At 70.6% G+C, this 26,454-nt stretch carries 27 protein-coding genes and 3 tRNA genes; 22 read left to right on the forward strand and 8 right to left on the reverse strand.

Annotated elements, in window-relative coordinates; genetic code table 11:
- Nucleotides 1-21: 21 nt before the first annotated feature.
- Nucleotides 22-615, reverse strand: a complete 594-nt coding sequence (locus ACFQ58_RS05300) for a hypothetical protein (protein ID WP_376950004.1) — start codon at nucleotides 613-615, stop codon at nucleotides 22-24.
- A 128-nt stretch (nucleotides 616-743) separates the two neighbouring features.
- On the opposite strand from ACFQ58_RS05300, the gene ACFQ58_RS05305 reads away from it, so the two are divergent.
- Complete coding sequence (locus ACFQ58_RS05305) at nucleotides 744-1,556, forward strand: hypothetical protein (protein WP_376950005.1); 813 nt, start codon at nucleotides 744-746, stop codon at nucleotides 1,554-1,556.
- 34 nt (nucleotides 1,557-1,590) lie between these two features.
- Here ACFQ58_RS05305 and ACFQ58_RS05310 read toward each other — a convergent pair whose 3' ends face one another.
- Together ACFQ58_RS05310 and ACFQ58_RS05315 are read right to left on the reverse strand one after the other, a co-directional pair.
- On the reverse strand, nucleotides 1,591-2,052 hold the full coding sequence (locus ACFQ58_RS05310) for a methyltransferase family protein (protein WP_376950006.1): 462 nt from the start codon (nucleotides 2,050-2,052) through the stop codon (nucleotides 1,591-1,593).
- 59 nt (nucleotides 2,053-2,111) lie between these two features.
- Nucleotides 2,112-3,014, reverse strand: a complete 903-nt coding sequence (locus ACFQ58_RS05315; RefSeq protein ID WP_376950007.1) for a helix-turn-helix transcriptional regulator — start codon at nucleotides 3,012-3,014, stop codon at nucleotides 2,112-2,114.
- Between the two features lie 100 nt (nucleotides 3,015-3,114).
- Here ACFQ58_RS05315 and ACFQ58_RS05320 point away from each other — a divergent pair, with 100 nt between their 5' ends.
- Nucleotides 3,115-3,534 carry a cyclophilin-like fold protein gene (locus ACFQ58_RS05320; protein ID WP_376950008.1) on the forward strand — a complete coding sequence of 140 codons (420 nt, stop codon included), beginning with the start codon at nucleotides 3,115-3,117 and terminating at the stop codon, nucleotides 3,532-3,534.
- Nucleotides 3,535-3,599: 65 nt separating this feature from the next.
- Nucleotides 3,600-4,031 (forward strand): pyridoxamine 5'-phosphate oxidase family protein, encoded by a 432-nt coding sequence (locus tag ACFQ58_RS05325; protein WP_376950009.1) that lies wholly within the window; start codon nucleotides 3,600-3,602, stop codon nucleotides 4,029-4,031.
- Between the two features lie 267 nt (nucleotides 4,032-4,298).
- On the opposite strand, the gene ACFQ58_RS05330 is transcribed toward ACFQ58_RS05325, so the two are convergent.
- Nucleotides 4,299-5,321, reverse strand: a complete 1,023-nt coding sequence (locus ACFQ58_RS05330) for a LacI family DNA-binding transcriptional regulator (RefSeq protein WP_376950010.1) — start codon at nucleotides 5,319-5,321, stop codon at nucleotides 4,299-4,301.
- A 256-nt stretch (nucleotides 5,322-5,577) separates the two neighbouring features.
- On the opposite strand from ACFQ58_RS05330, the gene ACFQ58_RS05335 reads away from it, so the two are divergent.
- Complete coding sequence (locus ACFQ58_RS05335) at nucleotides 5,578-8,010, forward strand: glycoside hydrolase family 2 TIM barrel-domain containing protein (protein WP_376950011.1); 2,433 nt, start codon at nucleotides 5,578-5,580, stop codon at nucleotides 8,008-8,010.
- Nucleotides 8,011-8,366: 356 nt separating this feature from the next.
- Here ACFQ58_RS05335 and ACFQ58_RS05340 read toward each other — a convergent pair.
- From ACFQ58_RS05340 to ACFQ58_RS05350, 3 genes are all read right to left on the reverse strand, one after another.
- Nucleotides 8,367-8,439: transfer RNA gene (locus ACFQ58_RS05340), tRNA-Phe, on the reverse strand.
- A gap of 84 nt (nucleotides 8,440-8,523) precedes the next feature.
- A tRNA-Asp gene (locus tag ACFQ58_RS05345) sits at nucleotides 8,524-8,597 on the reverse strand.
- Between the two features lie 38 nt (nucleotides 8,598-8,635).
- Nucleotides 8,636-8,708 (reverse strand) — tRNA-Glu (locus tag ACFQ58_RS05350).
- Nucleotides 8,709-8,919: 211 nt separating this feature from the next.
- Here ACFQ58_RS05350 and ACFQ58_RS05355 point away from each other — a divergent pair.
- Nucleotides 8,920-10,257: a M23 family metallopeptidase gene (locus ACFQ58_RS05355; protein WP_376950012.1), complete on the forward strand. Its 1,338-nt coding sequence runs from the start codon at nucleotides 8,920-8,922 to the stop codon at nucleotides 10,255-10,257.
- Nucleotides 10,258-10,359: 102 nt separating this feature from the next.
- Here ACFQ58_RS05355 and ppa read toward each other — a convergent pair whose 3' ends face one another.
- Nucleotides 10,360-10,851 carry an inorganic diphosphatase gene (ppa, locus tag ACFQ58_RS05360; protein WP_376950013.1) on the reverse strand — a complete coding sequence of 164 codons (492 nt, stop codon included), beginning with the start codon at nucleotides 10,849-10,851 and terminating at the stop codon, nucleotides 10,360-10,362.
- A 61-nt stretch (nucleotides 10,852-10,912) separates the two neighbouring features.
- On the opposite strand from ppa, the gene tilS reads away from it, so the two are divergent.
- The 17 genes from tilS to cls all read left to right on the forward strand — a co-directional run bounded on the left by tilS (nucleotide 10,913) and on the right by cls (nucleotide 26,443).
- Nucleotides 10,913-11,935 (forward strand): tRNA lysidine(34) synthetase TilS, encoded by a 1,023-nt coding sequence (gene tilS, locus ACFQ58_RS05365; protein ID WP_376950014.1) that lies wholly within the window; start codon nucleotides 10,913-10,915, stop codon nucleotides 11,933-11,935.
- Nucleotides 11,936-11,980: 45 nt separating this feature from the next.
- On the forward strand, nucleotides 11,981-12,532 hold the full coding sequence (gene hpt, locus ACFQ58_RS05370) for a hypoxanthine phosphoribosyltransferase (protein ID WP_376950015.1): 552 nt from the start codon (nucleotides 11,981-11,983) through the stop codon (nucleotides 12,530-12,532).
- Between the two features lie 68 nt (nucleotides 12,533-12,600).
- Nucleotides 12,601-14,295, forward strand: a complete 1,695-nt coding sequence (locus ACFQ58_RS05375; protein WP_376950016.1) for an MFS transporter — start codon at nucleotides 12,601-12,603, stop codon at nucleotides 14,293-14,295.
- A gap of 65 nt (nucleotides 14,296-14,360) precedes the next feature.
- Nucleotides 14,361-16,376 carry an ATP-dependent zinc metalloprotease FtsH gene (gene ftsH / locus ACFQ58_RS05380; RefSeq protein WP_376950017.1) on the forward strand — a complete coding sequence of 672 codons (2,016 nt, stop codon included), beginning with the start codon at nucleotides 14,361-14,363 and terminating at the stop codon, nucleotides 16,374-16,376.
- 20 nt (nucleotides 16,377-16,396) lie between these two features.
- Entirely contained in the window at nucleotides 16,397-16,993 is a 597-nt protein-coding gene (folE, locus tag ACFQ58_RS05385) for a GTP cyclohydrolase I (RefSeq protein WP_376950018.1), read from the forward strand.
- Between the two features lie 52 nt (nucleotides 16,994-17,045).
- A complete protein-coding gene (gene folP / locus ACFQ58_RS05390; protein ID WP_376950339.1) occupies nucleotides 17,046-17,846 on the forward strand; it encodes a dihydropteroate synthase in 801 nt (266 codons plus the stop codon).
- Entirely contained in the window at nucleotides 17,830-18,201 is a 372-nt protein-coding gene (gene folB / locus ACFQ58_RS05395; protein WP_376950019.1) for a dihydroneopterin aldolase, read from the forward strand. Before folP ends, folB begins: the two co-directional genes overlap by 17 nt.
- Nucleotides 18,198-18,683 (forward strand): 2-amino-4-hydroxy-6-hydroxymethyldihydropteridine diphosphokinase, encoded by a 486-nt coding sequence (folK, locus tag ACFQ58_RS05400; RefSeq protein WP_376950020.1) that lies wholly within the window; start codon nucleotides 18,198-18,200, stop codon nucleotides 18,681-18,683. Before folB ends, folK begins: the two co-directional genes overlap by 4 nt.
- Nucleotides 18,680-19,150: a DUF3180 domain-containing protein gene (locus ACFQ58_RS05405; protein WP_376950021.1), complete on the forward strand. Its 471-nt coding sequence runs from the start codon at nucleotides 18,680-18,682 to the stop codon at nucleotides 19,148-19,150. The genes folK and ACFQ58_RS05405 overlap by 4 nt, the downstream gene beginning before the upstream one ends.
- Nucleotides 19,143-19,676, forward strand: a complete 534-nt coding sequence (locus tag ACFQ58_RS05410) for a PH domain-containing protein (RefSeq protein ID WP_376950022.1) — start codon at nucleotides 19,143-19,145, stop codon at nucleotides 19,674-19,676. Before ACFQ58_RS05405 ends, ACFQ58_RS05410 begins: the two co-directional genes overlap by 8 nt.
- The gene (locus ACFQ58_RS05415; RefSeq protein WP_376950023.1) at nucleotides 19,673-21,319 is read left to right on the forward strand and encodes a PH domain-containing protein; all 1,647 of its coding nucleotides are present in this window, start codon (nucleotides 19,673-19,675) and stop codon (nucleotides 21,317-21,319) included. Before ACFQ58_RS05410 ends, ACFQ58_RS05415 begins: the two co-directional genes overlap by 4 nt.
- Nucleotides 21,309-22,070, forward strand: a complete 762-nt coding sequence (locus tag ACFQ58_RS05420) for a Rossmann-like and DUF2520 domain-containing protein (RefSeq protein WP_376950024.1) — start codon at nucleotides 21,309-21,311, stop codon at nucleotides 22,068-22,070. The genes ACFQ58_RS05415 and ACFQ58_RS05420 overlap by 11 nt, the downstream gene beginning before the upstream one ends.
- Nucleotides 22,071-22,081: 11 nt before the next feature.
- Nucleotides 22,082-22,957 (forward strand): pantoate--beta-alanine ligase, encoded by an 876-nt coding sequence (gene panC / locus ACFQ58_RS05425; protein ID WP_376950025.1) that lies wholly within the window; start codon nucleotides 22,082-22,084, stop codon nucleotides 22,955-22,957.
- A gap of 125 nt (nucleotides 22,958-23,082) precedes the next feature.
- Nucleotides 23,083-24,591, forward strand: coding sequence for a lysine--tRNA ligase (gene lysS, locus ACFQ58_RS05430; protein WP_376950026.1), 1,509 nt, complete (start codon nucleotides 23,083-23,085; stop codon nucleotides 24,589-24,591).
- A gap of 12 nt (nucleotides 24,592-24,603) precedes the next feature.
- Entirely contained in the window at nucleotides 24,604-24,753 is a 150-nt protein-coding gene (locus ACFQ58_RS05435) for a hypothetical protein (RefSeq protein WP_376950027.1), read from the forward strand.
- A gap of 40 nt (nucleotides 24,754-24,793) precedes the next feature.
- On the forward strand, nucleotides 24,794-24,970 hold the full coding sequence (locus ACFQ58_RS05440; protein WP_376950028.1) for a hypothetical protein: 177 nt from the start codon (nucleotides 24,794-24,796) through the stop codon (nucleotides 24,968-24,970).
- A gap of 6 nt (nucleotides 24,971-24,976) precedes the next feature.
- Nucleotides 24,977-26,443, forward strand: coding sequence for a cardiolipin synthase (cls, locus tag ACFQ58_RS05445; protein ID WP_376950029.1), 1,467 nt, complete (start codon nucleotides 24,977-24,979; stop codon nucleotides 26,441-26,443).
- Nucleotides 26,444-26,454 lie beyond the last annotated feature (11 nt).

Consider the following 26,454-nt stretch of genomic DNA (forward strand, 5'->3'; position numbering starts at 1 on the left):
GTTCCCCTCGTGTCGGTCGGTTCAGGCGGCGGGGCGGATGGGTCGTGGCCGCCCGCCGAGCGCGTCGCCCTGGTTCAGCAGCCGAAGCTCCTGCACGCCGGCATGCAGTGCGGCGACCTCGCGATCCACGTCGGCGTGGAGCTCGGCGAGCGCGTCGTCGGAGACGCCGCTGAGGCCCGCCGCGACGGCGGACCGGAGTCGCCGGATCAGGTCGACGACCTGGTCGACGCGTCCGTCGGCCGTCGGCAGCTCACGCGACAGCGCCGTGGCATCCGTCTCGCTCTCCATCAGGCGGAGTTGCAGGTCGAGCGACTCGCCCTCGTGCTGAATGCGGCGGAAGAGTCGCGTGAGGTCGCCGCGTGGCCCGTCGCCGTGCGCGGCGACGTCGAGGGCGGCCCGGCCGCTCTCGAGCGATTCGCGGAGCCGCACGCGCAGTCGCAGCACCTTGCCGCGTGGGCCGGTCGCCACCCGGGCCCGCGTGCGGAGGACGGCGCCGCCGACCGCACGACTTCGTCGGAGCCGCTTCACGATCGCCCGCACCACGAGGATGGTCGTCGTGACGGAGAGCGCCACAATGATCAGCAGTGCGAGCAGCACCCCGAAGATGACGTCCACGATGTCCCCCTCCGCCAGTCGCGCGTCAGCGCCGCGAAACGCGATATAACGCAATCTACGCCCGGTTCGCCGAAAGCGTGAGGGTCTGCGACCGATTCACAGCCCACGCCCCGGGCCACAATGGGGCCATGGATCCTCTTGCCACCGCCCGGGTCGGCCTCGTCGTCGGGATCGTGACGTCAGCGGTCGTTGCGCTCGCCGGGTGTGCGAGCGCCGGCAACGCTCCCTCTCCAGCGCCGAGCGCCACCGACACAGCCGCCTCGAGCACCGCCCCGCACCCGCTCGATCCCGACACGATCCTGACGTGTCAGGGCGTCGAGGTCAGCGCCGGCGCGCTCGCCGAGCGGATGCCCGCGTCGGAGCTTCCGGCGGAACTCGCCGCCCTGCTCGAGGGCTCGCCGGTCGTGCCGATCGACGACCTCGACGACTGGTTCCTCGCGGTGTCGAGCGATGAACACGTCGTGCTCATGCGCGAACTCGACCCACCCGTCGACCTCGGTGCCGGGGACGTGCGCGACTTCGACCTGCTCTCGGTGTCGGCCACGCCCGGCGCAATGCCGATCGATGACACCTGGGGCGTCGACGTGTCGACGAGTTGCTCGCCGCGCATCGCGCTCGACGGTCTCGGCGAGGTCTCGCTCACGCTCGATCCCGCTGCCCCGCCCCAGGCCGATGACCGCGAGCTCTCGTTGCTCGCGACCGAGTGGTCGTGCAACTCGGGGCAACCGGCGACAGGTCGAATCGAGGTGGTCGAGATCGTCGAGACCGAGACGACCGTCGAACTCGTGGTCGGCGTCGCCCCGCACCCCGAGGGCGCCTACAACTGTCCGAGCAATCCGCCGACGCCTCTCACGGTCGACCTCCAGCGCGAGCTGGGCGACCGTGCGATCGTGGATGCCTCGTTCGTGCCGGCGCACGAGATCACCGCGCCCACGGGCTGATCGGTGCATCTGAAAGCGTCAACTCGACGTTTGGTTAGAGCCACCGGCGCACTCGGGCACAGTACGCGTCGTACTCGGACCCGAACTTCGCTCGCAGGTACCGCTCCTCGGGAACGATGGCGCCCCACCACACGCCGACGACCCCGACCGGCGTGAGCACGAGCGCCCAGAACGACGGCCACAGCAGCGCCAGTGCGATGTCGAGGGCGATCAGGCCCAGGTAGAGCGGGTTTCGACTCACCCGGAACGGGCCGCGGTCGAGGATGGTGCGCGTCGCACCGCCCGGCAGCAGGGCCGTGCGGTGACGGCCCATGAGCCAGATCGCCCACCCGTTCCAGACGGCGAAGGCCACGATGAGGACGGCCGCCACCGCTCGCGAGATCGCGGGTGGCAGCGCGATCGGATCGCCCACGGCGGCGGTGATCAGCAGCCCCGCCAACAGCGGCATCCCCAGTGCCACCGGCGGCCAGATCCGATACGCGGGCGCGTCGGTCATGCCCGGAGTGTAGCCGGGCAGGCGTGCGGGTGGAGATCGTCCGCGGCCGCCCCGCGCGTTCAGGGCTCGGACCGATGCAGTTCCGGCGGCGTGGTGGCTGGGTCCTTCTTCGACGAGGCCCAGGTGCCGAGCAGCCGGAGCGCGTCGTCGTCATGGGAGCCGGGCTCCGCAGTCAGCACGGTGAGTTGCACGGCCGGCTGCCCGACGAGGTCGAGTCCGTCGTAGTGCAGGACCAGGTCGCCGACGGCCTGATGGTGGATGCGCTTGACTCCGGTCTCGTGATGCCAGACGTCGTGACGACCCCACAACGCGCGGAAGTGGTCGCTCCGTGTCGACAGTTCGCCGATCAGGTCATGCAGTTGCTTGTCATGCGGGTCCCGGCCGGCTTCGGTGCGAAGTTGGGCGACATTCGTGCGAGCGCCGACGTCCCAATCCGGATAGAACCGGCGCGCGACCGGCTCCAGGAAGATGAACCTCGCGAAGTTCGGCGGTGAGGTCGTCGAGGTCGAGATCATCTCGTCCATGAGGGCGCCACCGAGCGCGTTCCACGCGAGCAGGTCGGTCCGCCCATTGCCGATCAGTGCGACCGAGGACTCCATCGAGTCGAGGACCCACTGGATGCTCTCCGACGGTCGCCAGGCGGGCAACGCCGTGCGAGTCGTGCGCCGACGCTCTCCCACGCCGTCGGCCTGGCGGGCGAGGCGATAGAGGTGCTCTCGTTCGGCGTCATCCATCAGGAGGGCCTTCGCGAGTCCGTCGAGCACGGCGTCGGATGCGCCACCGAGCCCGCCACGTTCCAACCGCGCGTAGTACTCCACGCTGACGCCGGCGAGCGCGGCCGCCTCGCCACGACGGAGTCCCGGCACGCGGCGGTCGCCGCCCGACGGCAGCCCGACCTGCTCGGGTTCGACGCGCGCACGCCGCGACATGAGGAACTCGCGCACTTCCGAACGGCGATCCATACGCCAAGGCTAGGACTGCGGTGCCGGAGCTGGGATGCCCCATGAGGACACCTCAGACCCGGGACTCCCGAACGCGGGGCCGGGGTCCGAGGCTGACCGCATGACCCTCCGCATGCTCGCCCCGATCGCCGCCGCACTCCTGCTCATGGGCCTCATGGGCGCGCCGGGGTGTTCGAACATCTCGGACCAGCCGGCGACCGAGCCCGTCGCGGCGATTCACCCCACGGCGACCGGACTCGCGGACCGTCTTCCGGTCACCCTCGAGTTCAGCGACCGGATGGGTATCGCGCAGGTCGCGCAGCTCCCGGCGGCGCTCGACATCGTGCGACCCACACCGATCAGCGGATACCACGCCGGCGATGTCGCCTACTCGGCCACGGATCAGACGCTGATCGTCTTCCTCTCGGATGGCACCGCGGCTCCTTCGGAGGACCTGGTCGCCGTCGCGAAGGTCACCTCAGGGCTCGACGCCCTCGCGGGGTGCGCTCGGAAGTGCTCCGTACGCGTCGGGGGAGCGTGACCTTGCCGGCGCCCGATCGTCGCCTGCGGACAGCCGCCCTCGGACGCGCTCGTAGCATGGGATCCATGCTCGTCGCCCCGGATCCCCCGCTTCGCCCCACCGCGGTCCTCACCGAGCATGGTCGGCGCTTCGTCACCGAGCGACACCTCGCGACGCTGTCGACGATCGGCCCGCGCGGCGTCCTGCATGTGGTCGCGGTCGGCTTCACTTACGTCGACGGTGTCGTTCGGATCATCACGAGCGGTGCGAGCCAGAAGGTGCGCAATGTCGAGCGCGACCACCGCGCCACGGTCGCACAAGTGTCCGGCCCCGAATGGCTGAGCATCGCCGGCCGTGCCGTCGTCGAGCGCGACCCGGAGTCCGTCGGGCTCGCGGTGCGGCTCTATGCCGAGCGGTACCGTCAGCCGCGCGTGAATCCGACCCGCGTCGTGATCCGCATCGACCCGGAGCGGGTGCTCGGCTCCGCGGGTGTCTGGGCCCCGGCTCCGAAAGGCTGACGACCGGCATCGATCCGGTGCCTTTCGATTTTCTGTCCCTATGGATGCCGCGGAATCGCAAGGCCCGGGACCGGGGACGCTAATGAAGGCGCGTAACTTGACGCGAGTGTGATCACTCCTGGATCGCGACGGTGTCGTTGAGTTGCGGGCAAGTGCGGGCGAGCGGAACACGCCGCTGAGTGCCCCCGCCGCTTGTGAGCTGGGAGCACCTGCCACCGAACCGCGTGATGTCGAATCGCCGCCGACCCGACCATCGGCGCCGGGGCTCTAGGTCGTCTCACCTCGGATCAGATGGACGAGCGCGGACGGGTCGTGTGCCTGCGATCCATCGTCCGGTTCGTCGGCACTCCCGTGACGGATCGTCCTGAGCTCCGTGACGAAGTAGTCCATCAGAGTCGCCATGTCGATCGCGATCGTAGTCAGGCGAGGCGAAACGAGCTGTCCGATATCGGTCCGGTCAACGCCCACGACTGCGACGTCCTGAGGGATGCTCTTTCCGAGCCGTCGGACGGCTGCGATCACGGCGATTGCGACGTCGTCGTTGTAGCAAGCCAAGCCGACCGGCGCCGAGTTCGCTTCATTGAGAACTTCAACCAAGGCGGACGTTGCGCCGTCGAGATCGAGGGGCACGCGAATCTCCAATGGCTCGCGCAGCCCCAGTTTGGCGGCTTCACGGCGGATCCCTTCGCGGCGTGGCGGCCCGAACGGGTCCAGGCGGTCGTCGGCCAGGGCCGCGTACACGATGGTGCGCGGACCGCGGTGTACGAGCTCACGGACCTGGAGGCGACCGATCAGGATGTCGAACGGGTCGGCGTCGTCGCCCGCGTGCGGTCGCCGTGATGCGGAAGGGACGGAGCGGATGCCGGCCGCCTCCAGCTGCATCCGCTGAGGCTGCGAGAGTACTCCGAGGTCGACGACGGCCGTCGGCCGAAGGTCGAGCACGGAGATCAGGGTCGCTTGCTCGTCAGGTCGGCCGAATCGTACGACGACACTCAGTCCAGCGGTTGCTGACGCGTTCGTGATGCGGTCGATCGAGTCCTGCAGGTGGGGACCGAAGGTCGCGTTGGGTACGAGCACGACCACGATGTCGCTCAGACCGGTTACGAGTGCGCGGCCGGCTCGAGAGGGCCGGTAGTTGAGCCCTTCCGCGGCAGCAATCACCTTGGCCCGGGTCTCCGCGGGGAACCGGCCGTCGCCGTTCAGCACTTGGCTGACGGTCGATCGTGACACCCCTGCGGCACGAGCGACGTCGAAGCTCGTCGCTTGACGCCCTGAGATCTCGGCACTCATGGAATCAGTCTGTCAGAAGTCTATTGACACGTGATACTAACCCACCGTACCTTCAGATGTCACGTGTTAGTAACACGTGATATCAAAGCGACAAGGGAGTCAGGCGATTGGTCAGCTGAGTCCGGGTCTGACTCCAGAGCACTACCGAAGTCAACGTGCGGGAGGCCACGCCCCCGCGCGCTGTGACACGCACGTCGACTCGATCGATTCGATCAGTCGCAGGTTGGGCGAGGACGCCCACACGGAAGGAACAGAAATGCAACGTACGCACCCACCGGAGCAGCGCATCACACGTTCAGGTCCATCACGCAGTCGGCGGTACATCACGGGCGTCGCAGCTCTCGCCCTGGTCGCCGGGCTCGCTTCCCCGGTTCTCGCCTCCACGGCGGCGAAGGCGGCGTCACCGGCCGCACCGACGTTCGACGCGGACTACCTGGACGGCGTTTCCGGCGCCACGCCGGCTGCGCAAGTCAACCTCGCCGGTACGTGGGACTTCACGCCGCTGACCAACACCATCTGTACCGGAGGCGGCCGATTCGGGACAACCACGGGGCCGTTCGTGTCGTGCGTCGACTCGTCCGCGGCCGGCGGTCGGACCACCATTCAGGTTCCAGGCGGCGGGTGGCTCAAGCAGGGGTGGACCGACCTTTCGCGCGCGACCTACGCGAAGACCATCACCGTCCCGAAGTTCGCGGACGACCAAGTCACCAGACTTCACTTCGGCGCGATCAACCATCGGGCCACGGTCACCGTCGACGGTCACACCGTCGGCACGCAGACCACCTCCTACACCGACTCCGCGTTCGACCTGAGCGACGTTGTCACGCCCGGAGGCACCCACCGGATCGAAGTCACCGTCGAAGGCCGCAAGGCCTTGGTCGGCACAGACCTCCGGTACAACGTCCCCGAGGGCGCATCGTGGTCGAATGACGTCGCCCAGGGCATCTTCCGCTCAGCAAGTCTGGAGGTCTTCCCTGCCGTCTACGTCGCTGACACGTTTGTTCGCCCATCCGTGACTGACAAGTCGCTCAGCTACGACGTTCAGATCACCAACAGCACGGGCCGCGCCCAGAAGGTCGATCTCAAGGGCGCATTGAGCTCTTGGAATGGCGCGGGCTGGAAGTACCCGGCGATTCCGACCCAGCAGGCCGTTGTGCCGGCGAACTCCACGGCGACGGTCACCGTGGGACCTCTGCAGTGGCGTGCCGACGAGGGCTCGTACTGGTCGCCGAACGTCCCGTTCACGGAGGACTACACCGCTCAGCTCCACGAGTTGGACGTGATGATCACCTCCCGCGCAGAAGGCGGTGGCAACGGCGGCCCGAAGTCGAGCTCCGAGTACGGCGCACGATTCGGTTTCCGGCAGATCGAGCAGGTCGGTGACCACTTCGAGCTCAACGGCGTGAAGGTGAACTTCCGCGGTGACAGCATCCAGGGCGCGAACTACGACAACATCGACTTCCATGGCGTCAGCGACGCCTTCGACAGCCTGCCCGGATTCCTGGAGCCGTCAACGGACAACGGTGGCTGGCCGCAGGCGGTGCGCAACTACCAGCGCCTGAACTACAACAGCGTCCGCATCCATCAGATCCCCGCCACGCCCTACATGCTCGACGTCGCCGACGAGCTCGGCCTGATGATCCAGGACGAGACCGCGATCCGCGGCTCGAACGACCGGGAGAACTTCGAGGCCGGCGGCGGCCGCGACAACATGGTCGAGCACCTCGCCGACCTCGTGCTGCGCGACCGCAACCACGCTTCGGTCATCCGGTGGAGCCAGGCGAACGAGCCGGAGATGGACATCTTCGACCGCATCGGGGTGATCAACGCCAACCCCGGCGCCGGCCCCGAGTTCGACGAGCTGCTCTACCAGACCGTCATGGCGCTGGACACCACGCGGCCGATCAGCACCGACGGGGACTCCGAGGACTTGCCGCACGACAACTACACCGTGTTCTGTCACTACCAGGGCGATCAGGGTCAGTTCGCCGTCGGCCAGTACACCGAGAATGTCTGCGACATACCGGGCAAGCCCAACGGGCAGGGCGAGTTCATCTGGAACGTCGACCACACCCCGCGCGGCTTCACCTGGTTCGCAACGGCTGGCCTGCGGATGCGGGAGAAGGGCGCCGAAGACACCCGTCCATACACGCTGCTCAACGCGTGGTCCTCGGTGATCCCCGGTGTCGAGCGCACTGACTTCGGCTCCATCGAGGCCGGATACCCCAACGGTCCGCTGCCGCTGTTCGGCGAGGACAACCTGCCCGACCCGTGGAGCAACCCGCAGATCCAACTCCTTCAGAAGGCGTTCAACCCGGTCGCAGCCGTCGACACCGCCTTCTGGAACGAGAACAAGTTGTCCGACGGGGCCGGTCGATGGCCGATCGCTCCGTCGACGATCAGCGCCGGAATGAACACCCGGACGCTCACAGTGTTCAACGACACGTTCGCCGGCGAGCGTGTGAACGTCACCTGGGGCCTGCGTCAGGGAAGCCCGACAGGGCCGGTAGTCGACGGGGGCACCCTCACGCCCACCATCGCGCTCGGTGAGCACGTCAAGCTGCCGATCACGTTCGCGGCACCTGACACGACCGAGGCCGTCTACCTGGACATCCGTGTCGAGAAGCCGGGCAACGGCGTCCTCTTCCAGGACGCCAGCACGGTGTACAAAGTGCAGCCCGGAGCCTGACCCGCCAGTACTGACGGCGGCGGGGCCGGGAGCCGAAAGGCTGCCGGCCCCGCCGCCGGGCCCCTATGGCGCACAGCCGTCTGCCGAGGACGACGAGTGCCCTCGGAAACCCGTGGTGCGCCGAACGTTACTCACATCCGGACGATGTCGTCACGCGAGACGGCGCCGACGCGTTGGGTGGAGGTGCTGCTCGCCTCGTTCTCCTTCGCGCCCGCCGGCGGGACAATCGACCGCATTCATCGGCGGCGTGGACGTGATGATGAGGTGGGGGCAATCGTGGGCAAACAATACGTAGGCATACACTCTTCGACGCGCCTTGACGACGAAAACCCCCGGCGAACCGGGGGTTTTCATCGTGGCTCCGACCGGCATCGATCCGGTGACCTTTCGATTTTCAGTCGAACGCTCTACCAACTGAGCTACAGAGCCTCGCGACATCCGCCCGACGAATCGGAACGAGTGCCTCGATAAGGAGAAAGCCCTCGCTCGAAAGAGAAGGGCTTGTCGCCTGAGCGACCCTGACGGGACTTGAACCCGCGACCTCCGCCGTGACAGGGCGGCACGCTAACCAACTGCGCCACAGGGCCTCGTAAAGAAGCTGTTCAATTGTAACCGACCCACCGAGTGACCCCAACGGGATTCGAACCCGTGCTGCCGCCGTGAAAGGGCGGTGTCCTAGGCCGCTAAACGATGGGGCCGGAGTGATCCGGAGTGGTCGTGCCCGGGGGCTCGACCGCCGAGTAGAGAGCATACGCGGTCGCGCGCGAGATTCCAAAACGGCGCCGCGCAGACGCGCCACGCGGGGCGAAATGCCCGGATCCGGCCCGCGGCGAACCTAGCGTGGCAGGGCCACTGCCCGCACGAGACGCACGAGCGCGGTGCCGATCCGGCCCGCGCGGATGGGGAATCATGTCGCGAACCGCGGAGCGCCGAGGGATCGGACGGGTGGGCTCGCGCCTGCGCGCCTTCGCCGCCGTGCTCGCGCTCGCGATCGCGGCGACGGGCGGCATCGTCGCCGATCCGGTGCTCGAGCCGGCTTTCGCGGCCGACTACCCCACGTGGGACGAGGTGCAGAAGGCCAAGGCGAACACCGCCGCCGCGAAGAAGGCCGTCGACCAGATCATCTCGCTCATCGCACAGCTCGAGGAGAACGTGGCGATCGCGCGCGCCGAGGCCGAGCGACGCACCGAGGAGCTGCTGATCGCGCAGCAGGAGTACGACGACGCGGTCCGCCGGGCGGACGAGATCCAGGCTCAGGCCGACGCCGCCGCAGCCGAGGCCGCCGACGCGGAGCGCAACGCCGGCCAGCTCGCGGCGCAGCTGTACCGCACCGGGGGCTCCGACCTCGGGGTGAACCTCATGCTCGACGCGGGCGAGTCGACGCGCACCGACGAACTGCTCGCCAAGCTCGGCTCGATGGAGAAGCTCGTCGAGCGCACCGCCGACATCTACGCGCAGGCCAGGGAATCCGGCAACACCGCCCAGTCGCTCGCCGACCAGGCCGAGGTCGCGCGCGCCGAGCGCGAGAAGCTCCGCATCGCCGCCGAGGAGGCGCTCGCCGCCGCGCAGGCCGCGCAGGCCGCCGCCGAGGCCGCGCTCGCCGAGTCCGAGACGAAGAAGATCGAGCTCGACCAGCAGCTGAAGTTCCTCCGCGACACCGAGGCGAAGACGACGGCCGCCTACCAGGAGGGCGAGCGCATCCGGAAGGCCGAGGAGGAGCGCCGTCGCAAGGCCGAGGAGGAGCGACGCCGACGCGAGGCGGCCGCAGCTGCCGCAGGCGGTGGCGGCGGAGGAGGCGGCGGAGGCGGTGGCGCCGCGCCATCCTCATCGGGTTGGTCGAAGCCGGCCTACGGCTGGATCTCGGGCAACTACGGCCCGCGCCAGGTGATCTGCGGCGGCGGCTACTGCTCCAACCCGTTCCACTACGCCACCGACATCGCGACCGGCTGCTCGGCCCCCATCTACGCGGCCTACTCGGGCACGGTCACCTACGCCGGCTGGTCGGGCAGCTACGGCAACTTCGTCAAGATCAGCCACGGCGGCGGCATCTCGACCGGCTACGCGCACATCCGCCAAGGCGGCCTCTTCGTCGGGTACGGCCAGTGGGTGGGCTCGGGCCAGGTCATCGCCTCGAGCGGCACCACCGGTGCGTCCACCGGCTGCCACCTCCACTTCGAGGTCTACGACGGGTGGAGCCGCATCAACCCCGTGCCGTTCATGGCCGCGCGCGGCGTGTACCTCGGCTGAACCGGACCGGCCGGTCGTCGGCCCGGTGAGACGACGAGGGGGCGAGCCGTTCGGCTCGCCCCCTCGGTGCGTGCAGCGGATGTCGCGACATCCGCCCGCAGCTCAGTGCCCGTGGCCCGGGAACGCCTCGATCGCCTTCTGGATGAGTGCCTCGGCCTCGGCCGCGTTCGCCCAGCCCTCGGTCTTGACCCACTTGCCGGGCTCGAGGTCCTTGTAGTGCTCGAAGAAGTGCTCGATCTCCTTGCGCGTGTACTCGGGGATCGAGTCCACGTCCTGGATCGAGTCCCAGCGCGGGTCGCCGGCGGGCACCGCGATGACCTTCGCGTCACCGCCGCCGTCGTCGGTCATGTGGAACACGCCGACGGGGCGCACCTTCACGCCCACGCCCGGGAACAGCGGGTACTGGGTGAGCACGAGCACGTCGAGCGGGTCGCCGTCGTCGCCGAGCGTGTTCTCGAAGAAGCCGTAGTCGGTCGGGTAGACGAAGTTCGTGTAGAGCACGCGGTCGAGGAAGACCCGGCCGGTCTCGTGGTCGACCTCGTACTTGTTGCGGCTCCCCTTGGGGATCTCGATGACGGCGGCGTACTCGCCCATGCTGTTCTCCTCGTTTCCGGATGGCGCGCTCGCGCCCGGATGGCCGGAATAAGGTTACGTGATGCCCTCCGAGCGCCGTCCCCGCTTGACGCCGCCGATCGCCGACGTGCGACGTGCGGTGCGCGGGGTGCTGGTGCAGCGAGACGATGCGCCGCTCGCGCTCGTGGCACTGTCGGGCGGCGCCGACTCGCTCGCCCTCGCCGCGGGCGCGGCATTCGAGGCACCCCGTGCCGGATGGCGTGCGGGCGCGGTCGTGGTCGACCACGGGTTGCAGCCCGGGTCCTCCGAGCAGGCGGATGCCGCGGCATCCGTCGCCCGGGAACTCGGCCTGGACCCGGTGCTGGTCGTACCGGTGGCCGCCGCCGCTGCACCCGGCGGCGCGGGTCCCGAGGGCGCCGCGCGCACCGCCCGGTACGCGGCCCTGGACGCCGCGGCGCGCGACACCGGGGCCGAGCTCGTGCTGCTCGGCCACACGCTCGACGACCAGGCCGAGACCGTGCTGCTCGGCCTCGCGCGCGGCTCGGGCACGGCGAGCCTCGCCGGGATGGCGCCGCGATCGGGCCGGTATGCGCGCCCGCTGCTCGGCGTCCGCCGGGCGACCACGCGGCAGGCCTGCCTCGACGCCGGCCTCGTCCCCTGGGACGACCCGCACAACCTCGATCCCGCGTACGCGCGCGTGCGCGTGCGCGGGCGCGTGCTGCCCGTGCTCGAGGACGAGCTCGGACCCGGCGTCGCCGAGGCGCTCGCCCGCACCGCCGAGCAGCTGCGGGAGGACGAGCAGGCGTTCGCCGAGCAGATCGACGAGTTCATCGAGGAGATCTGCGAACCCGCCGAGGCCGGCATCGCCGTGTCGGTCGGCGCGCTCGCCGCCAACCCGGCGGCGTTGCGGCAGCGGATCATCCGCCACGTCGTCGCGAGCGAGTTCGGCGTCGCCCTCACGCGGCGGCAGACGCTCGAGGTCGCCCGGCTCGTCACCGACTGGCACGGACAGGGGCCGATCGACCTGCCCGGATGTCGCGCCGCTCGCGTCGGCATGCGCATCGAGTTCACGGCGGGCGCTGGGGCCGAGCGACCCGCGGACTAGGCTCGTGCCATCCGTTTCGCCCACGACCAGCAGGAGGAGCCCGGGATGGATTCGCGCGAGATCGAGGCCGACCTCACCGAGGTGCTCGTGACGGAGCAGCAGATCCGCGACAAGCTCGCCGAGCTGGCCCGGCGCATCGAGTCCGACTACGAGGGTCGCGACATCCTGCTCGTCGGCGTGCTCAAGGGCGCCGTCATGGTCATGGCCGACCTCGCGCGCGAACTGCGGTCGCACCTCACGATGGACTGGATGGCGGTCTCGTCGTACGGCATGGGCACGCAGTCCTCGGGCGTCGTCCGCATCCTCAAGGACCTCGACACCGACCTCACCGGCCGGCACGTGCTCATCGTCGAGGACATCATCGACTCGGGCCTCACGCTGAGCTGGCTGCGCGGCAACCTCGAGTCGCGCGGTGCCGCCTCGGTCGAGATCTGCGCCCTGCTGCGCAAGCCAGAGGCGGCGAAGGTCGAGGTCGAGGTGCGATACCTCGGGTTCGACATCCCGAACCAGTTCGTCGTCGGCTACGGGCTCGACTACGCCGAGCGGTACCGCAACCTGCAGGATGTCGCGATCCTCGCGCCGCACGTCTACAGCTGAGGCGCGCCGGGCGAGAGCCGACCGCCGCCTCTCGAATCCCGACCCGATCAGGCCCTAGAGTCGTCCCCATGGGCGACGGGGGCCGTCGGGGGAGATTGCGCGGGGCCGGCGCGGCCTTCGCGAGCAACTGGCGCAACTCCGACCTGCGCCGCGCCCAGCTCAGCTTCCTCGGTGCGTGGACCGCCGAGTGGGCGTTCACCGTGGCACTCGGGATCGTCGCCTATCGCGACGGAGGTGCGCTGGCCGTCGGCCTCGTCGGACTGCTGCGCATGGTGCCGTCCGCGATCTTCGCTCCCCTGCTCTCCCCGATCGCCGACCGGGGACGGCGCGAGCGGGTGCTCATCCTGGTGTCGGTCGTGCGCGGCGCGGCGACGGCGGCCGCCGCGGTCGTCGTCACGATGGCGGGGCCGCCGGCGGTCATCTACGCGCTCGCCGTCGTCTCGACGATCGCGGCCACCCTCTACCGCCCGGCGCACTCGGCCCTGCTGCCCTCGCTGTGCCGCACCGGGTACGAGCTCGCCAGCGCGAACATGGTCCGCGGGCTGCTGGACTCCGCCGCCACCCTCGTGGGCCCGCTGCTCGCGGCGGTGCTGCTCCAGTTCGCCGGCGTCGACGTCGTGTTCGCCGTTGCGGCCGCCGCATCGTTCGCGGCAGCCGCCCTGCTCGTCCGGCTGAGGTACGAGGCGCCTCCTCGCCCGCCCGCGCCGAGCCGCCCCAACCTGGCCAAGGAGGCCGCCGAGGGCCTGCGCGCGGCCACCGCGAATCGCGACCTCGTGCTGATCCTCGGACTCGCGGCCGCGCAGGCGCTCACGCGAGGCGCGCTGACCGTGCTCTCCGTCGTGGTCGCGATCGAGCTGCTGCGCACGGGTGAGCCGGGGGTCGGCGCGCTGATGACCGCCGTCGGGGTGGGCGCGGTCCTCGGCTCGCTCGGGGTCTCGCTGCTCGTGGGCACGCGACGGCTGGGTGCGTGGTACGCCGTCGGTATCGGCCTGTGGGGATTGCCGATCGCCCTCGTCGGCGTGTTCCCCCAGCAGGCCGTCGCGTTGGTCCTCCTCGCGTTCGTGGGAGTCGCCAACGCCCTCGTCGACGTCGCCGGGTTCACGCTGATCGCACGAATGGCGCCCGACGAGGTCCTGGCCCGCATCTTCGGCGTGCTGGAGAGCCTCGTGGCGGTGTTCGTCGGGATCGGCGCGGTCGTCGCGTCGGCGTTGGTCGAATGGCTCGGCGTGCAGGCAGCCCTCGTCGCGATCGGACTCGTCTGCCCACTCCTCGCCGCCGCGTCGTGGTGGCGGCTGCGCGCCCTCGACCGCTCGGTCGGCGACCTGGACCTCCATGTCGCGCTGCTCCAGCAGGTGCCCATGCTGCAGACGCTGCCGCTGCCCTCCATCGAGCAGCTCGCGCGGGGGCTCGAGCCGGCCACGTTCCCCGCAGGCGCGGCGGTCTTCGACCAGGGCGATGTCGGCGACCGGTTCTACGTGATCGAGTCCGGCGCGGCCGACGTGGTCGGCGACGGCCGGGTCGTGGCCGCGCTCGGTCCGGGGGAGGGGTTCGGCGAGATCGCGCTCCTCCGTCGAACTCCTCGGACGGCGACGGTGGTGGCGACGAGCGACCTCCGTCTGCAGGGGCTGACGTGCGACCGGTTCCTTCCCGTCGTGCTCGGATACACGCCGAGCGCCCAGCAGGCCGAGATCGACATGGACGACCGCCTCGGGCAGTGGCAGAAGCGGGAGCCGGGGAAGCCGTTCGGCGAGCCGCTGTCGTAGCCGGCTGGCGCTTTCAGCGAACAGGGAGCCGGCGCCCAGTGGCGGGAGGGTAGCCTCTAAGCACCATGAACCTGAAGAAGATCCTACGTGGGCCGATCCTCTATATCGTGCTCGCGATCGTCGCCGTGTGGATCGGATCGAGCCTCATCACCCAGTCGGGTTTCCGTGAGGTCTCCACCCAGAAGGGCCTCGAGCTGCTCGACGAAGGCAAGGTCGCCGCCGTCAAGATCGTCGACGTCGAGAACCGCGTCGACCTGACGCTGACCGAGGCCGAGGACGACCTCGGCACGCAGGTGCAGTTCTACTACGTCACGCCGCGCGGCGAGGACGTCATCAACGCGGTGAACGCTGCGAACCCCGAGGACGGCTACGACGACGAGGTGCCGCAGCCGAACTGGTTCCTCTCGATGCTCGGCGTGCTGCTGCCGCTCGTGCTCATCGGCCTCTTCTTCTGGATCATGCTCTCGGGCATGCAGGGCGGCGGCAACCGCGTCATGCAGTTCGGCAAGTCGAAGGCCAAGCTCGTCTCGAAGGAGAGCCCGAAGGTCACCTTCGACGACGTCGCGGGCGCCGACGAGGCGATCGAGGAGCTCCACGAGATCAAGGACTTCCTGAAGGACCCGGCCAAGTTCCAGGCCGTCGGCGCGCGGATCCCCAAGGGCGTGCTGCTCTACGGCCCTCCCGGCACCGGCAAGACGCTGCTCGCGCGTGCCGTCGCGGGCGAGGCGGGCGTGCCCTTCTACTCCATCTCGGGTTCGGACTTCGTCGAGATGTTCGTGGGCGTCGGCGCGAGCCGCGTGCGCGACCTGTTCGACCAGGCCAAGCAGAACGCGCCGGCCATCATCTTCGTCGACGAGATCGACGCGGTCGGCCGCCACCGCGGCGCCGGCCTCGGCGGCGGGCACGACGAGCGCGAGCAGACGCTGAACCAGCTGCTCGTCGAGATGGACGGCTTCGACCCCAAGACGAACGTCATCCTCATCGCGGCCACGAACCGTCCCGACATCCTCGATCCCGCGCTGCTGCGTCCGGGCCGCTTCGACCGCCAGATCGGCGTCGACGCGCCCGACCTCAAGGGCCGCCAGAAGATCCTCGAGGTGCACTCGAAGGGCAAGCCGCTGGCCAACGGCGTCGACCTCGAGGTGCTCGCCCGCAAGACGCCGGGCTTCACGGGTGCCGACCTCGCGAACGTGCTCAACGAGGCCGCTCTGCTCACGGCGCGCTCGAACGCGCAGCTCATCGACAACCGGGCGCTCGACGAGGCCGTCGACCGCGTCATCGCCGGCCCGCAGCGGCGCTCGCGCGTGATGAAGGACAAGGAGAAGCTCATCACGGCCTACCACGAGGGCGGACACGCGCTCGCGGCGGCGGCGATGAACTACACCGACCCGGTCACCAAGATCACGATCCTTCCTCGCGGCCGCGCCCTCGGCTACACGATGGTGCTGCCGCTGGAGGACAAGTACTCCGTCACCCGCAACGAGCTGCTCGACCAGCTCACCTACGCGATGGGTGGCCGCGTCGCCGAGGAGATCGTGTTCCACGACCCGTCGACCGGCGCCTCGAACGACATCGAGAAGGCCACTTCGACGGCCCGCAAGATGGTGACCGAGTACGGCATGTCCGCCAACGTCGGCGCCGTCAAGCTCGGCCAGTCGCAGGGCGAGGTGTTCCTCGGCCGCGACATGGGCCACCAGCGCGACTACTCCGAGGAGATCGCCGAGAGGGTCGACATCGAGGTGCGCACGCTCATCGAGCAGGCGCACGACGAGGCGTGGCAGGTGCTCAACGACAACCGCGACATCCTCGACGCGCTCGCTGCCGAGCTGCTCGAGCACGAGACGCTCGACCAGCACCAGATCGCCGCGATCTTCAAGGACGTGCGCAAGCTGCCGCCGCGCCCGCTGTGGCTCTCGAGCGACAAGCGCCCCGTGTCCGACCGTCCGCCGATCCAATTCCCGAACGGGAAGGCGCCGATCGACCAGGGCGCCGTCGACGGCGGGGTCGACTCGGGCAAGCCCGTCGAGGAGGCGAAGGCGTCGCGCACGCCGCGCACGAAGCCGCGTCCCGCCACGGCGTGAGCCGCGATGAGGAGGGTGCCATGACGGGAGTCGACGCCGCGCGCATCGAGCGCGCCGTGCGGGAGCTCCTGCTCGCCATCGGCGAGGACCCCGATCGCCCCGAGCTCGCGCGAACGCCCGCGCGCGTCGCGGAGGCGTACCAGGAGTTCTTCGGCGGCATCGGTGCCGATCCGCAGGTCCACCTGGCCGACTCGGTCGAGATCGGTGCGGCCGAAGACGGCGAGCCCGCGACGGGCGACGCGATCGTGCTGCGCGACCTCCATTTCCGGTCGGTCTGCGAGCACCACCTGCTGCCGTTCATCGGCACCGCGCACGTCGCGTACCTGCCCGGGGCGAAGGTCGTCGGGCTCGGCCGCATCCCCGCGGTGGTCGACACCCTCGCGAGCCGCCCCCAGTTGCAGGAGCGGCTGGCCGAGGAGATCGCCGACGCGCTCGAGACCGGGCTCGCGCCGCGCGGGGTCCTGGTCGTGCTCGACGCCGTGCACAGCTGCGTGACGACTCGCGGCGTACGCCAGGAGCACAGCTCCACGGTGACGGTCGCGAGCCGCGGCGCGCTCACCGAGCCCGCGGCGCGTGCCGAGGTCATCGCCCTCATCGGGTCGGGCCGCGGTGTCTGAGCCGGCGAGCGCGACCGGGGCGGCCCGGGGCGGGTCCGCTGGTCCGCTCATCATGGGCGTCGTGAACGTCACACCCGACTCGTTCAGCGACGGCGGGCGCTGGTTCGACGCCGACGCCGCCGTGGCGCACGGGCTCGAACTCGCGGCCGAGGGCGCCGACGTACTCGACGTGGGCGGCGAGTCCACCCGCCCCGGCGCGGCGCGCGTCGACCCCGACGAGGAGCTGCGACGGGTCGTGCCTGTGATCCGCGAGCTCGCCGGCCGCGGCCTGCGTGTCAGCGTCGACACGATGCGGGCCTCGACCGCCGAGGCTGCCGTCGAGGCCGGCGCCGAGATCATCAACGACGTCTCCGCCGGGCTCGCCGACGAGGCGATGGCCCCGATCGCCGCCGAGACGGGCGCGACCTACGTCGCCATGCACTGGCGCGGCCACTCCGACCGGATGGACGAGCTCTCGGAGTACGCCGACGTCGCCCTCGAGGTCCGCGACGAACTGGCGCGCCGCGTCGAGGCACTGCTCGACGCCGGCGTCGCCGCGGATCGCCTGATCCTCGACCCCGGCCTCGGCTTCTCCAAGCGCGGGGCGCAGAACTGGGCGCTCCTGGCCGACCTCGACGTGCTCGCCGCGCTCGGCTACCCGATCCTCGTCGGTGCCTCCCGCAAGCGGTTCCTCGGTGCGCTGCTGCGCGACGGCGCTCCCGTCGAGCAGCGCGACCTTCCGACCGCGGTGGTGAGCGCGCTCGCCGCGCAGGCCGGCGTCTGGGGCGTCCGCGTGCACGACGTCGCCTCGACGCGGATCGCGCTCGACGTCGCCGGCGCATGGCAGAGTGGACGACGTGGCCAGCAGTCCTGATCGGATCTCCGTGACCGGGATCCGGGTCCGCGCCCACCACGGCGTCTTCGAGTTCGAGCGCGAGCAGGGGCAGGAGTTCGTGATCGACGTGACGGTCGCCGTCGACCTCGCCGCCGCGGCATCCGGTGACGACCTCGCTCGCACCGTGCACTACGGCGAGCTCGCGGTCGCCGTCGCGCGCGCGGTCGAGCGCGACCCCGTCGACCTCATCGAGACCGTGGCCGAACGCGTCGCCGGCGTCGCGCTCGGCTTCGCCGGGGTCGAGGAGGCGACCGTCACGGTGCACAAGCCGCAGGCGCCCATCGAGGTGCCGTTCGACGACGTGGCCGTGACGGTCGTGCGGAGCCGCTCGTGAGCCGCGCGGTCGTCGCCTTCGGCACCAACCTCGGCGACCGCGAAGGCACCGTCGCCGCGGCCACGCGCGAGCTCGCCGCCACGCCCGGCGTGCGCCTCGTCGCGGTGTCGCCCGTGTACGAGACGGCCGCGGTGAAGCTCGACGGCGTCGACGAGACGGCCCCGCGGTACCTCAACGGCGTGGTCGTCGTCGAGACTGAGCTCGACCCGCACGTGCTGCTCGACGTGCTGCAGCGCATCGAGGTCGCGCACGGTCGCACGCGCGAGACACGATGGGGCGATCGCACCCTCGACCTCGACCTGATCGACGTCGACGGTGTCGAACTCCACGACGACCGGCTCGTGCTGCCCCATCCGCGGGCGTGGGAACGCGCGTTCGTGCTGCAGCCGTGGCTCGACGTCGAGCCCGACGCCGAGATCGCCGGGCGCGGGCGCATCGCCGACCTGCGAGCGGCGGCATCCGACGAGGTGGTGCGACGATGAACCGCACGCATCCGTCGACCCTCGTCGCCTTCACGGTCGGCGGCCTCGCCTTCGGCTACCTGGCAGAGCTGGCACTCGTCAGCGGGGGCGCGTCGGCGATCGTGCCGCCCGTCTCGCTCGCGATCACGCTCGTCGGCGTGGCCGTGCTCGTCGTCGCGATGGCCTGGCCCATCCGCCAGTCGGTGCGCGGCGACTCCGATCGGCGCGTCGACCCGTTCCGGGCGGCGCGCGTCGCGGTGCTCGCCAAGGCGAGCAGCGTCACGGGCGCCCTGGTACTCGGCATCGGCCTCGGCATCACCGTCTTCCTGCTCACGCGCAGCGTGCTCCCGCCCGCGGCGACGATCTGGATGGGCGTCGCGACCGCGATCGGCGCCGCGCTGCTGCTCGCCGGCGGACTCGTCGCCGAGCACTTCTGCACGCTTCCGCCTGACGAACCCGATGACGAGGAGGAACCGGCGAATGCCTGAACCCGACCCCGAGCAGGTCGCCGCGCCCGAGCCCGCCGGGACGCCTGCGCCGCTGCCGAGCGTCGAGCCCGACTGGCGTGGCGTCTCGCCGAAGCACGTCGTGGTCGAGGTGGTGGGCTCGGTCATCGGCGGGGGCATCGCGGTCGCCGCGCTGCTCATCGCGAGCACCTGGCTCGACCTGCCGTTCCTCGTGTGGATCGCGGTCGCCGTCGGCGTGCTCGCGCTCGTGGGCATCGCGCTCGAGCCGCGACGCGTGCGCTCAATCCGCTACCTGCTGCGCGCCGACGACCTCGTGTTCCGTCGCGGCATCATGTTCCAGCGGCAGGTCGCCGTGCCCTACGGCCGCATGCAGCTCGTCGACATCACCCGGGGCCCGGTATCGCGCGCGCTCGGGCTCGCCGACCTGAAGTTCGTGACGGCCGCAGCCGCCACCGCGGTCACCCTCCCCGGCCTGCCCCTCGAAGACGCGGAGCGCCTGCGCGACCACCTCGTCGCCCTCGCCGAGACGCGACGGGCGGGTCTGTGAGCACGGTGCAGCCGCTTCCCGCCACTCGCGACCTCGCGGACGGCGAGTGGCACCGGCTGCATCCCGCGAGTCCACTGCTGCGCGGCGGCCTCGTCTTCCTGGCGGTGCTCGGGTTCATCCTCGCGAATCTCCGCGAGCGCCTCGTCGAGGTGTTCCTCGTGCTCTTCGCACCCGGCGAACTCGATCGCGACTTCGCACCCTCCGAGTGGGAGGGCGAGTGGGCCGAGGACCCGATCACCGGCATCGTGGTCAACGGGCTCGTCGGCTGGGTGCTCGCCGGCTTCGTGGTCCTGATCGTGCTGGTGATCCTCGGCTTCTGGTTCGCGTGGCGCATGCACAGCTTCCGCGTCACGCCCGAGGCGCTCGAGGTGCGCAGCGGCATCCTGTTCCGCTCGCATCGGAGCGCGCGCCTCGACCGGATCCAGGGCATCAACGTCACGAGGTCCCTGTTCGCCCGCCTGTTCGGGGCGGCGAAGCTCGACGTGTCGGTCGCGGGCCAGTCGGGCAACGTCGACCTCTCGTACCTCGGATCGGCGCAGGCCGATCGCCTGCGGGCCGACCTGCTGCGCCTGGCGTCGGGCGCACGTCGGGCCGCCACCGCGCCGGTGCTTCCGGATGCCGCGGCCGACGTCGCCACGGACGGCGGCCCCGCGGCGCCGGGCGAGGTCCTCGCCCCCTCGCTCGCCGCGCGCGCGGGCGGCCTCGTGAACCGCCGGGTCGACGAGTTCCTCGCACCCGAGCTCGACCCGTCGCTCGCGCCGCCCGAGTCGGTCGTGCGCATCCCGCTGCCGCGCGTGATCGCCTCCACGCTCCTCGGCGGCACCATGGTCTGGTTCGTGGTCTTCGTCGCCATCATCGTCGTCGGCTTCGCGACGGGCGCGCCCTGGCTGCTGTTCTCCTTCGTGCCGGCGCTGATCGGCCTCGTCAGCTACGTCTGGACGCGCATCACGAAGTCGCTTCGCTACTCGATCGCGGGCACGCCCGACGGGGTGCGCATCGGCTCGGGCCTGCTCTCGACGTCGAACCAGACCATTCCGCCCGGCCGCGTGCACGCCGTCGAGGTGTCGCAGTGGCTGCTGTGGCGGCCGTTCGGCTGGTGGACGGTGCGCGTCAACGTCGCCGGTCAGCCGGTCATCGGCAGCGGGGACCCCAACCAGCGCACGCTCGTGCTGCCCGTCGGCACCGGCGACGACGTCCGTCGCGTGATCGGACTCCTCGCACCCGACGCCGCGCACGACCTCGCCGGAGTCATCGACGCCGGGCTCGTGGGTCGAGGCGACGCGCACGGCTTCACGACGGCACCGAGACGCGCGGCCTGGATCCGTCCGACGTCGTGGCGCCGCATCGGCCTCGCCGTCGCGGGCGGCGTCGTGCTGCTCCGCCGCGGCTGGCTCGTGCGGAGCCTCGTGCTCGTCCCGCTCGCGCGCATGCAGTCCGTCGCGATCGCCCGCGGCCCGGTGCGCCGGGGGCTCCGGCTCGCCTCGTTGCGCCTGCACACCGTCGCCGGGCCGATCACGCCGCAGGTCGCCGCGCTCGATCGGGCCGATGCGGATGCCGCGTTCGAGGTCATCGCCGCCGAAGCGGTCGCGAACGCCATCCGGGACCGCAGCGACCACTGGGGAGTCGAACCCGATGCGCGCTGACCAGCGGGCCGGGCGGCTCGGCGTCGGCACGGTGGGCGCAGGTCGGGTGGGCGCGGTGCTCGCCTCGGCCCTCGGCGGAGCCGGCCACGCGCTCACGGGCATCGCGGCCGTGTCCGACGCGAGCCGCGAGCGCGCGGCCGCCATGCTGCCCGAGGTGCCCGTGCTGACGATCCCCGAGATCGTCGAGCGCAGCGAGCTCGTGCTCCTCGCGGTGCCGGCCGACGAGCTGCCGTCGCTCGTCGAGGGACTCGCGGCCGCGAACGCCTGGCGGCCCGGTCAGCTCGTCGTGCACACGGCCGCCCGATACGGCGTCGGCGTGCTCGAACCCGCGTTCCGCGCCGGTGCGATCCCGCTCGCCATCCACCCCGCCATGTCGTTCACGGGCACGAGCATCGACCTCGGCCGGCTCGCGGGCACGTGGTTCGCGGTCACCGCGCCCGCCCCGGTGCTCCCGATCGCGCAGGCGCTCGTCGTCGAGATGGGGGGCGAGCCGATCGTGGTCGCCGACAGCGACCGGCCGGCGTACGCCGAGGCCATCGACACCGCGGTGTCGTTCTCGACCGCGATCGTCGACCAGGCCACCGGCATCCTCGAGCGGATCGGCATCGGACGCGCCGGCGCGGTGCTCGCGCCGCTCGTGCGCAGCTCGGTCGAGAACGCGCTCGCCCGCCACGATCCGGGCGTTGGCATCGAGGGGGCGGCTACGATCGACGAGGCCGACGACGGTTGGCCGTCGGGAGGTGCGGTGTGACGGGCGAGACCATGAGCGCCGCCGACCCCGCGGCATCCGCCACATCGCTCATCGGCACGATCGCCGACATCCGCGAGGCGGTGCGCGCGCATCGCCGCGCCGGCCGCACCATTGCGCTCGTTCCCACGATGGGCGCCCTGCACGAGGGCCACCTCGCGCTCGTCCGCCGCGCCCGCGAGATCGCCGACGTGGTCGTGGTGTCGATCTTCGTGAACCCGCTCCAGTTCGGGGCGGGGGAGGACCTCGACCGGTACCCGCGCACGATCGAGTCCGACCTCGCGGCGCTCGCACGCGACGGCGTCGAGCTCGTGTTCGCGCCGAGCGCGGCCGAGATGTACCCGGCCGGCGAGGTCCAGACGCGGGTCACCGCGGGTCACGTGGGCACCCTGTACGAGGGCGCGTCGCGGCCCGGTCATTTCGATGGCGTGCTCACGGTCGTGTCGAAGCTGTTCCACATCGTGCTGCCCGACCACGCGTTGTTCGGTCAGAAGGACGCCCAGCAGGTCTTCCTCGTGCAGCGGATGGCGCGCGACCTCGACCTCCCGGTCCGCATCGAGGTCGTGCCGACCGTGCGCGAGCCCGACGGGCTGGCGATGTCGAGCCGCAACCGGTACCTCGACGCCGAGCAGCGGCGCATCGCGCTGGCGCTGTCCGAAGCGCTCTCCGCCGCCGAGTCGGCCGCGTCCGACGGGCTCGACGAGGTGCTCGCCGAGGCGGCCGGCGCGTTCGGCGACCACGACGGCATCGAGCTCGACTACCTCGTGGTCGTCGACCCCGACACGTTCCTGCCGGTGGTCGAGGGGGCGACGGGCCCGGCGCGGGTGCTCGTGGCCGCCCGAGTCGGCGCCACGCGCCTGATCGACAACGCCCTCATCGACCTCGCCTGAGGCGCAGCGGCCGGCCGCGGCATCCGGCTGACCCTCAGGTGCGCGCAGCGCGGCGCACTACGCTGGACCGAGGCGTCCGAAACGGATGCCGCGCCAGCATGCCCGCCGATCCATCCGGAGACCACATGGCCGACGAGACCACGCACGAGCCCACCGCCGAGGAGATCTCGGAGCAGAAGGCCGTGCGGCTCGCCAAGCGCGAGCGACTCATCGCGGCATCCGACGGCCTCGGCGGCGGCGCCTATCCGGTGACGGTCCCGATCACGTCGACGATCCCAGAGGTGCGGTCGCGCTTCGTCGGCCTCGGCGTCGACGAGCGGAGCGGCGAGACCGTCTCGCTCGCGGGCCGCGTCGTGCACCTGCGGAACACCGGGAAGCTGTGCTTCGCGGCCCTGCAGTCGGGCGACGGCAGCCGCATCCAGGCCATGGTCTCGCTCGGCGAGGTCGGCGACGAGTCTCTCGCGGCGTGGAAGGACCTGGTCGACCTCGGCGACCACGTCGCGGTGACCGGCGAGGTCATCACGAGCCGCCGCGGCGAGCTGTCCATCATGGTGACCGAGTGGCGCGTCGCGTCGAAGGCGATCCTGCCGCTGCCGAACCTGCACAACGAGCTGTCGGAGGAGACCCGCGTCCGCAGCCGGTACCTCGACCTCATCGCCCGCGAGCAGGCCCGTCGCAACGTCGTCGACCGCGCGAAGGTCAACGCGAGCCTGCGCTCGACGTTCTCGAGCCTCGGCTTCATCGAGGTCGAGACCCCGATGCTGCAGGTCATGCACGGTGGCGCGTCGGCGCGCCCGTTCGTCACGAACTCGAACGCCTTCGACACCGAGCTCTACCTGCGCATCGCGCCCGAGCTCTACCTCAAGCGCGCCGTCGTCGGCGGCATCGAGCGCGTCTACGAGATCAACCGCAACTTCCGCAACGAGGGCGCCGACTCCACGCACAGCCCCGAGTTCGCGATGCTCGAGGCGTACCAGGCGTACACCGACTACCACGGCATCGCCGACCTCACCCAGCAGCTGGTGCAGGATGCCGCGTTCGCCGTGTCGGGCTCGCACGTCGTGACGTGGGCCGACGGCACCGAGTACGACCTCGGCGGCCGGTGGGAGCGGATGTCGATGTACGACTCGCTCTCCGAGGCCGTCGGCGAGCAGATCACGCCCGAGACGCCCATGTCGCGTCTGAAGGAGCTCGCCGACGCCGTCGAGATCGAGATCGACCACCCGCTGCCCGGCAAGTACGTCGAGGAGCTCTGGGAGCACCACGTCAAGCCGGGCCTCGAGCGGCCGACGTTCGTCATGGACTTCCCGCTCGACACCTCGCCGCTCGTGCGCCAGCACCGCACGATCCCGGGCGTGGTCGAGAAGTGGGACCTCTACGTGCGCGGCTTCGAGCTCGCCACGGGGTACTCCGAACTCGTCGATCCCGTCGTGCAGCGCGACCGGTTCGTCGAGCAGGCCCGGCTCGCCGCCGGCGGCGACCCCGAGGCGATGCGGCTCGACGAGGAGTTCCTCCGGGCGCTCGAGTTCGGCATGCCGCCCACCGGCGGCATGGGCATGGGCATCGACCGGCTGCTCATGGCCGTCACGGGTCTCGGCATCCGCGAGACCATCCTCTTCCCGCTCGTCAAGTGAACGGATGACGCGATGAACGACTACCTTCCCAAGTCGGAGCTCGAGCCGAAGCCCGATCCCCGCAAGCCCTCGACCACGCGCGTGGCCATCTGGATCATCGTCGGCGCGATCGGGCTCTACCTGCTCGGATCGGGCATCTGGGGCATCATCACCGCAGGCTGACCCAGCGAACCCGAGGAAACCCCCGTATTCTGGAGGCGCTATGGACGACTTCTGGGTGAACGCGATCTGGTCGGTCGCGCCGACCGTGCTGATCGGGCTGCTGTTCTGGTTCGTGATGCGCGCGGTGCTCCGCGCCGACCGGGGCGAGCGCGACGCCTACGCCCGCATCGAGGCCGAGGAGCGCGCCAAGCGCTCGGCCGAGCGCCGGGCCGCGTAGTCCGGCATGACGGAGGCGCAGGTGACGGCGGTCATCGCCGCCATCCTCGTCCTCGTCGATCTCGTCATCCGCATCATCGCGATCATCGTGGTGCCGCGGAACCGGCGGCCGACCGCCGGCATGGCCTGGCTGCTCGCGATCTTCTTCATCCCCTACCTCGGCATCCTGTTCTTCCTCCTGATCGGCAACCCCAAGCTGCCGAAGGCCCGGCGCGCGAAGCAGGACGAGGTCGACCGCTTCATCCGCGACAGCACGCACGGCGTCGAGCGCGTGAGCGACAGCACCAAGTGGCCCAGCTGGTTCGAGGGCGTGGTGCAGCTGAACCGCAACCTCGGGGCGATGCCGCTCATCGGCTCGAACAGCGCCCGGCTCATCGGCGACTACCAGGCCTCGCTCGATGCGATGACCGACGCCATCGGCCGGGCGGCGCGCTACGTGCACGTCGAGTTCTACATCTTCGCCTACGACTCGACGACCGCGCGGTTCTTCGACGCGCTCGGGCACGCCGTCGCCCGCGGCGTCGAGGTGCGGGTGCTCATCGACCACATCGCGTCGCGGCGCGTGAAGGGGTACCGGCGCACCATCCGGCGCCTGACCGACATGGGCGTCGAGTGGCGGCTGATGCTGCCGATCATGCCGTTCCGGGGCAAGTACCAACGGCCCGACCTTCGCAACCACCGCAAGATCCTCGTCGTCGACGGCGAGATCGGCTACCTCGGCTCGCAGAACGTCGTCGATCGCAGTTACCACAAGCGCAGCAACATCCGGCGCGGCCTCAAGTGGCAGGAGCTCGTCGCCGAGGTCGAGGGCCCGATCGTGTCGGGCCTCGACGCGATCTTCGCGACCGACTGGTACCTCGAGACGGGCGATGCGCCCTCGCGCGACGAGCTGATCCCGTTCACGCAGGAGGCGGCGCAGCAGGACCTCGACTGCCAGGTCGTGCCGAGTGGCCCGGGCTACCAGAACGAGAACAACCTCAAGCTGTTCCTCGCCCTGATGTACGCGGCGCAGCGGCGCATGATCATCACGAGCCCGTACTTCGTGCCCGATGAGGCGATGCTGCGTGCGATCAGCGGCGCGACGCAGCGCGGCGTGCACGTCGAGCTGTTCGTCTCCGAGCTGGGCGACCAGGCGCTCGTCTACCACGCGCAGCGCTCGTACTACGAGGCGCTCCTGCGCGCGGGCGTCCGGATCTACATGTACCAGGCGCCGTTCATCCTGCACGCCAAGCACTTCACGATCGACGACGACGTCGCCGTCATCGGATCGAGCAACATGGACATCCGGTCGTTCGAGCTCAACATGGAGGTCTCGCTCCTCGTGCGCGGCGAGTCGTTCGTGCGCGAGATGCGCGCGGTCGAGGACGGCTACCGGCGCGACAGCCGGGAGCTCACGCTCGAGGAGTGGATGCGGCAACCGCTGCGCTCCACGGTCCTCGACAACCTCGCGCGGCTGACCTCGGCGCTGCAGTAGACCCCGACACG

This window comes from Agromyces sp. NPDC056523 (assembly GCF_042794545.1).
Lineage (GTDB): Bacteria > Actinomycetota > Actinomycetes > Actinomycetales > Microbacteriaceae > Agromyces.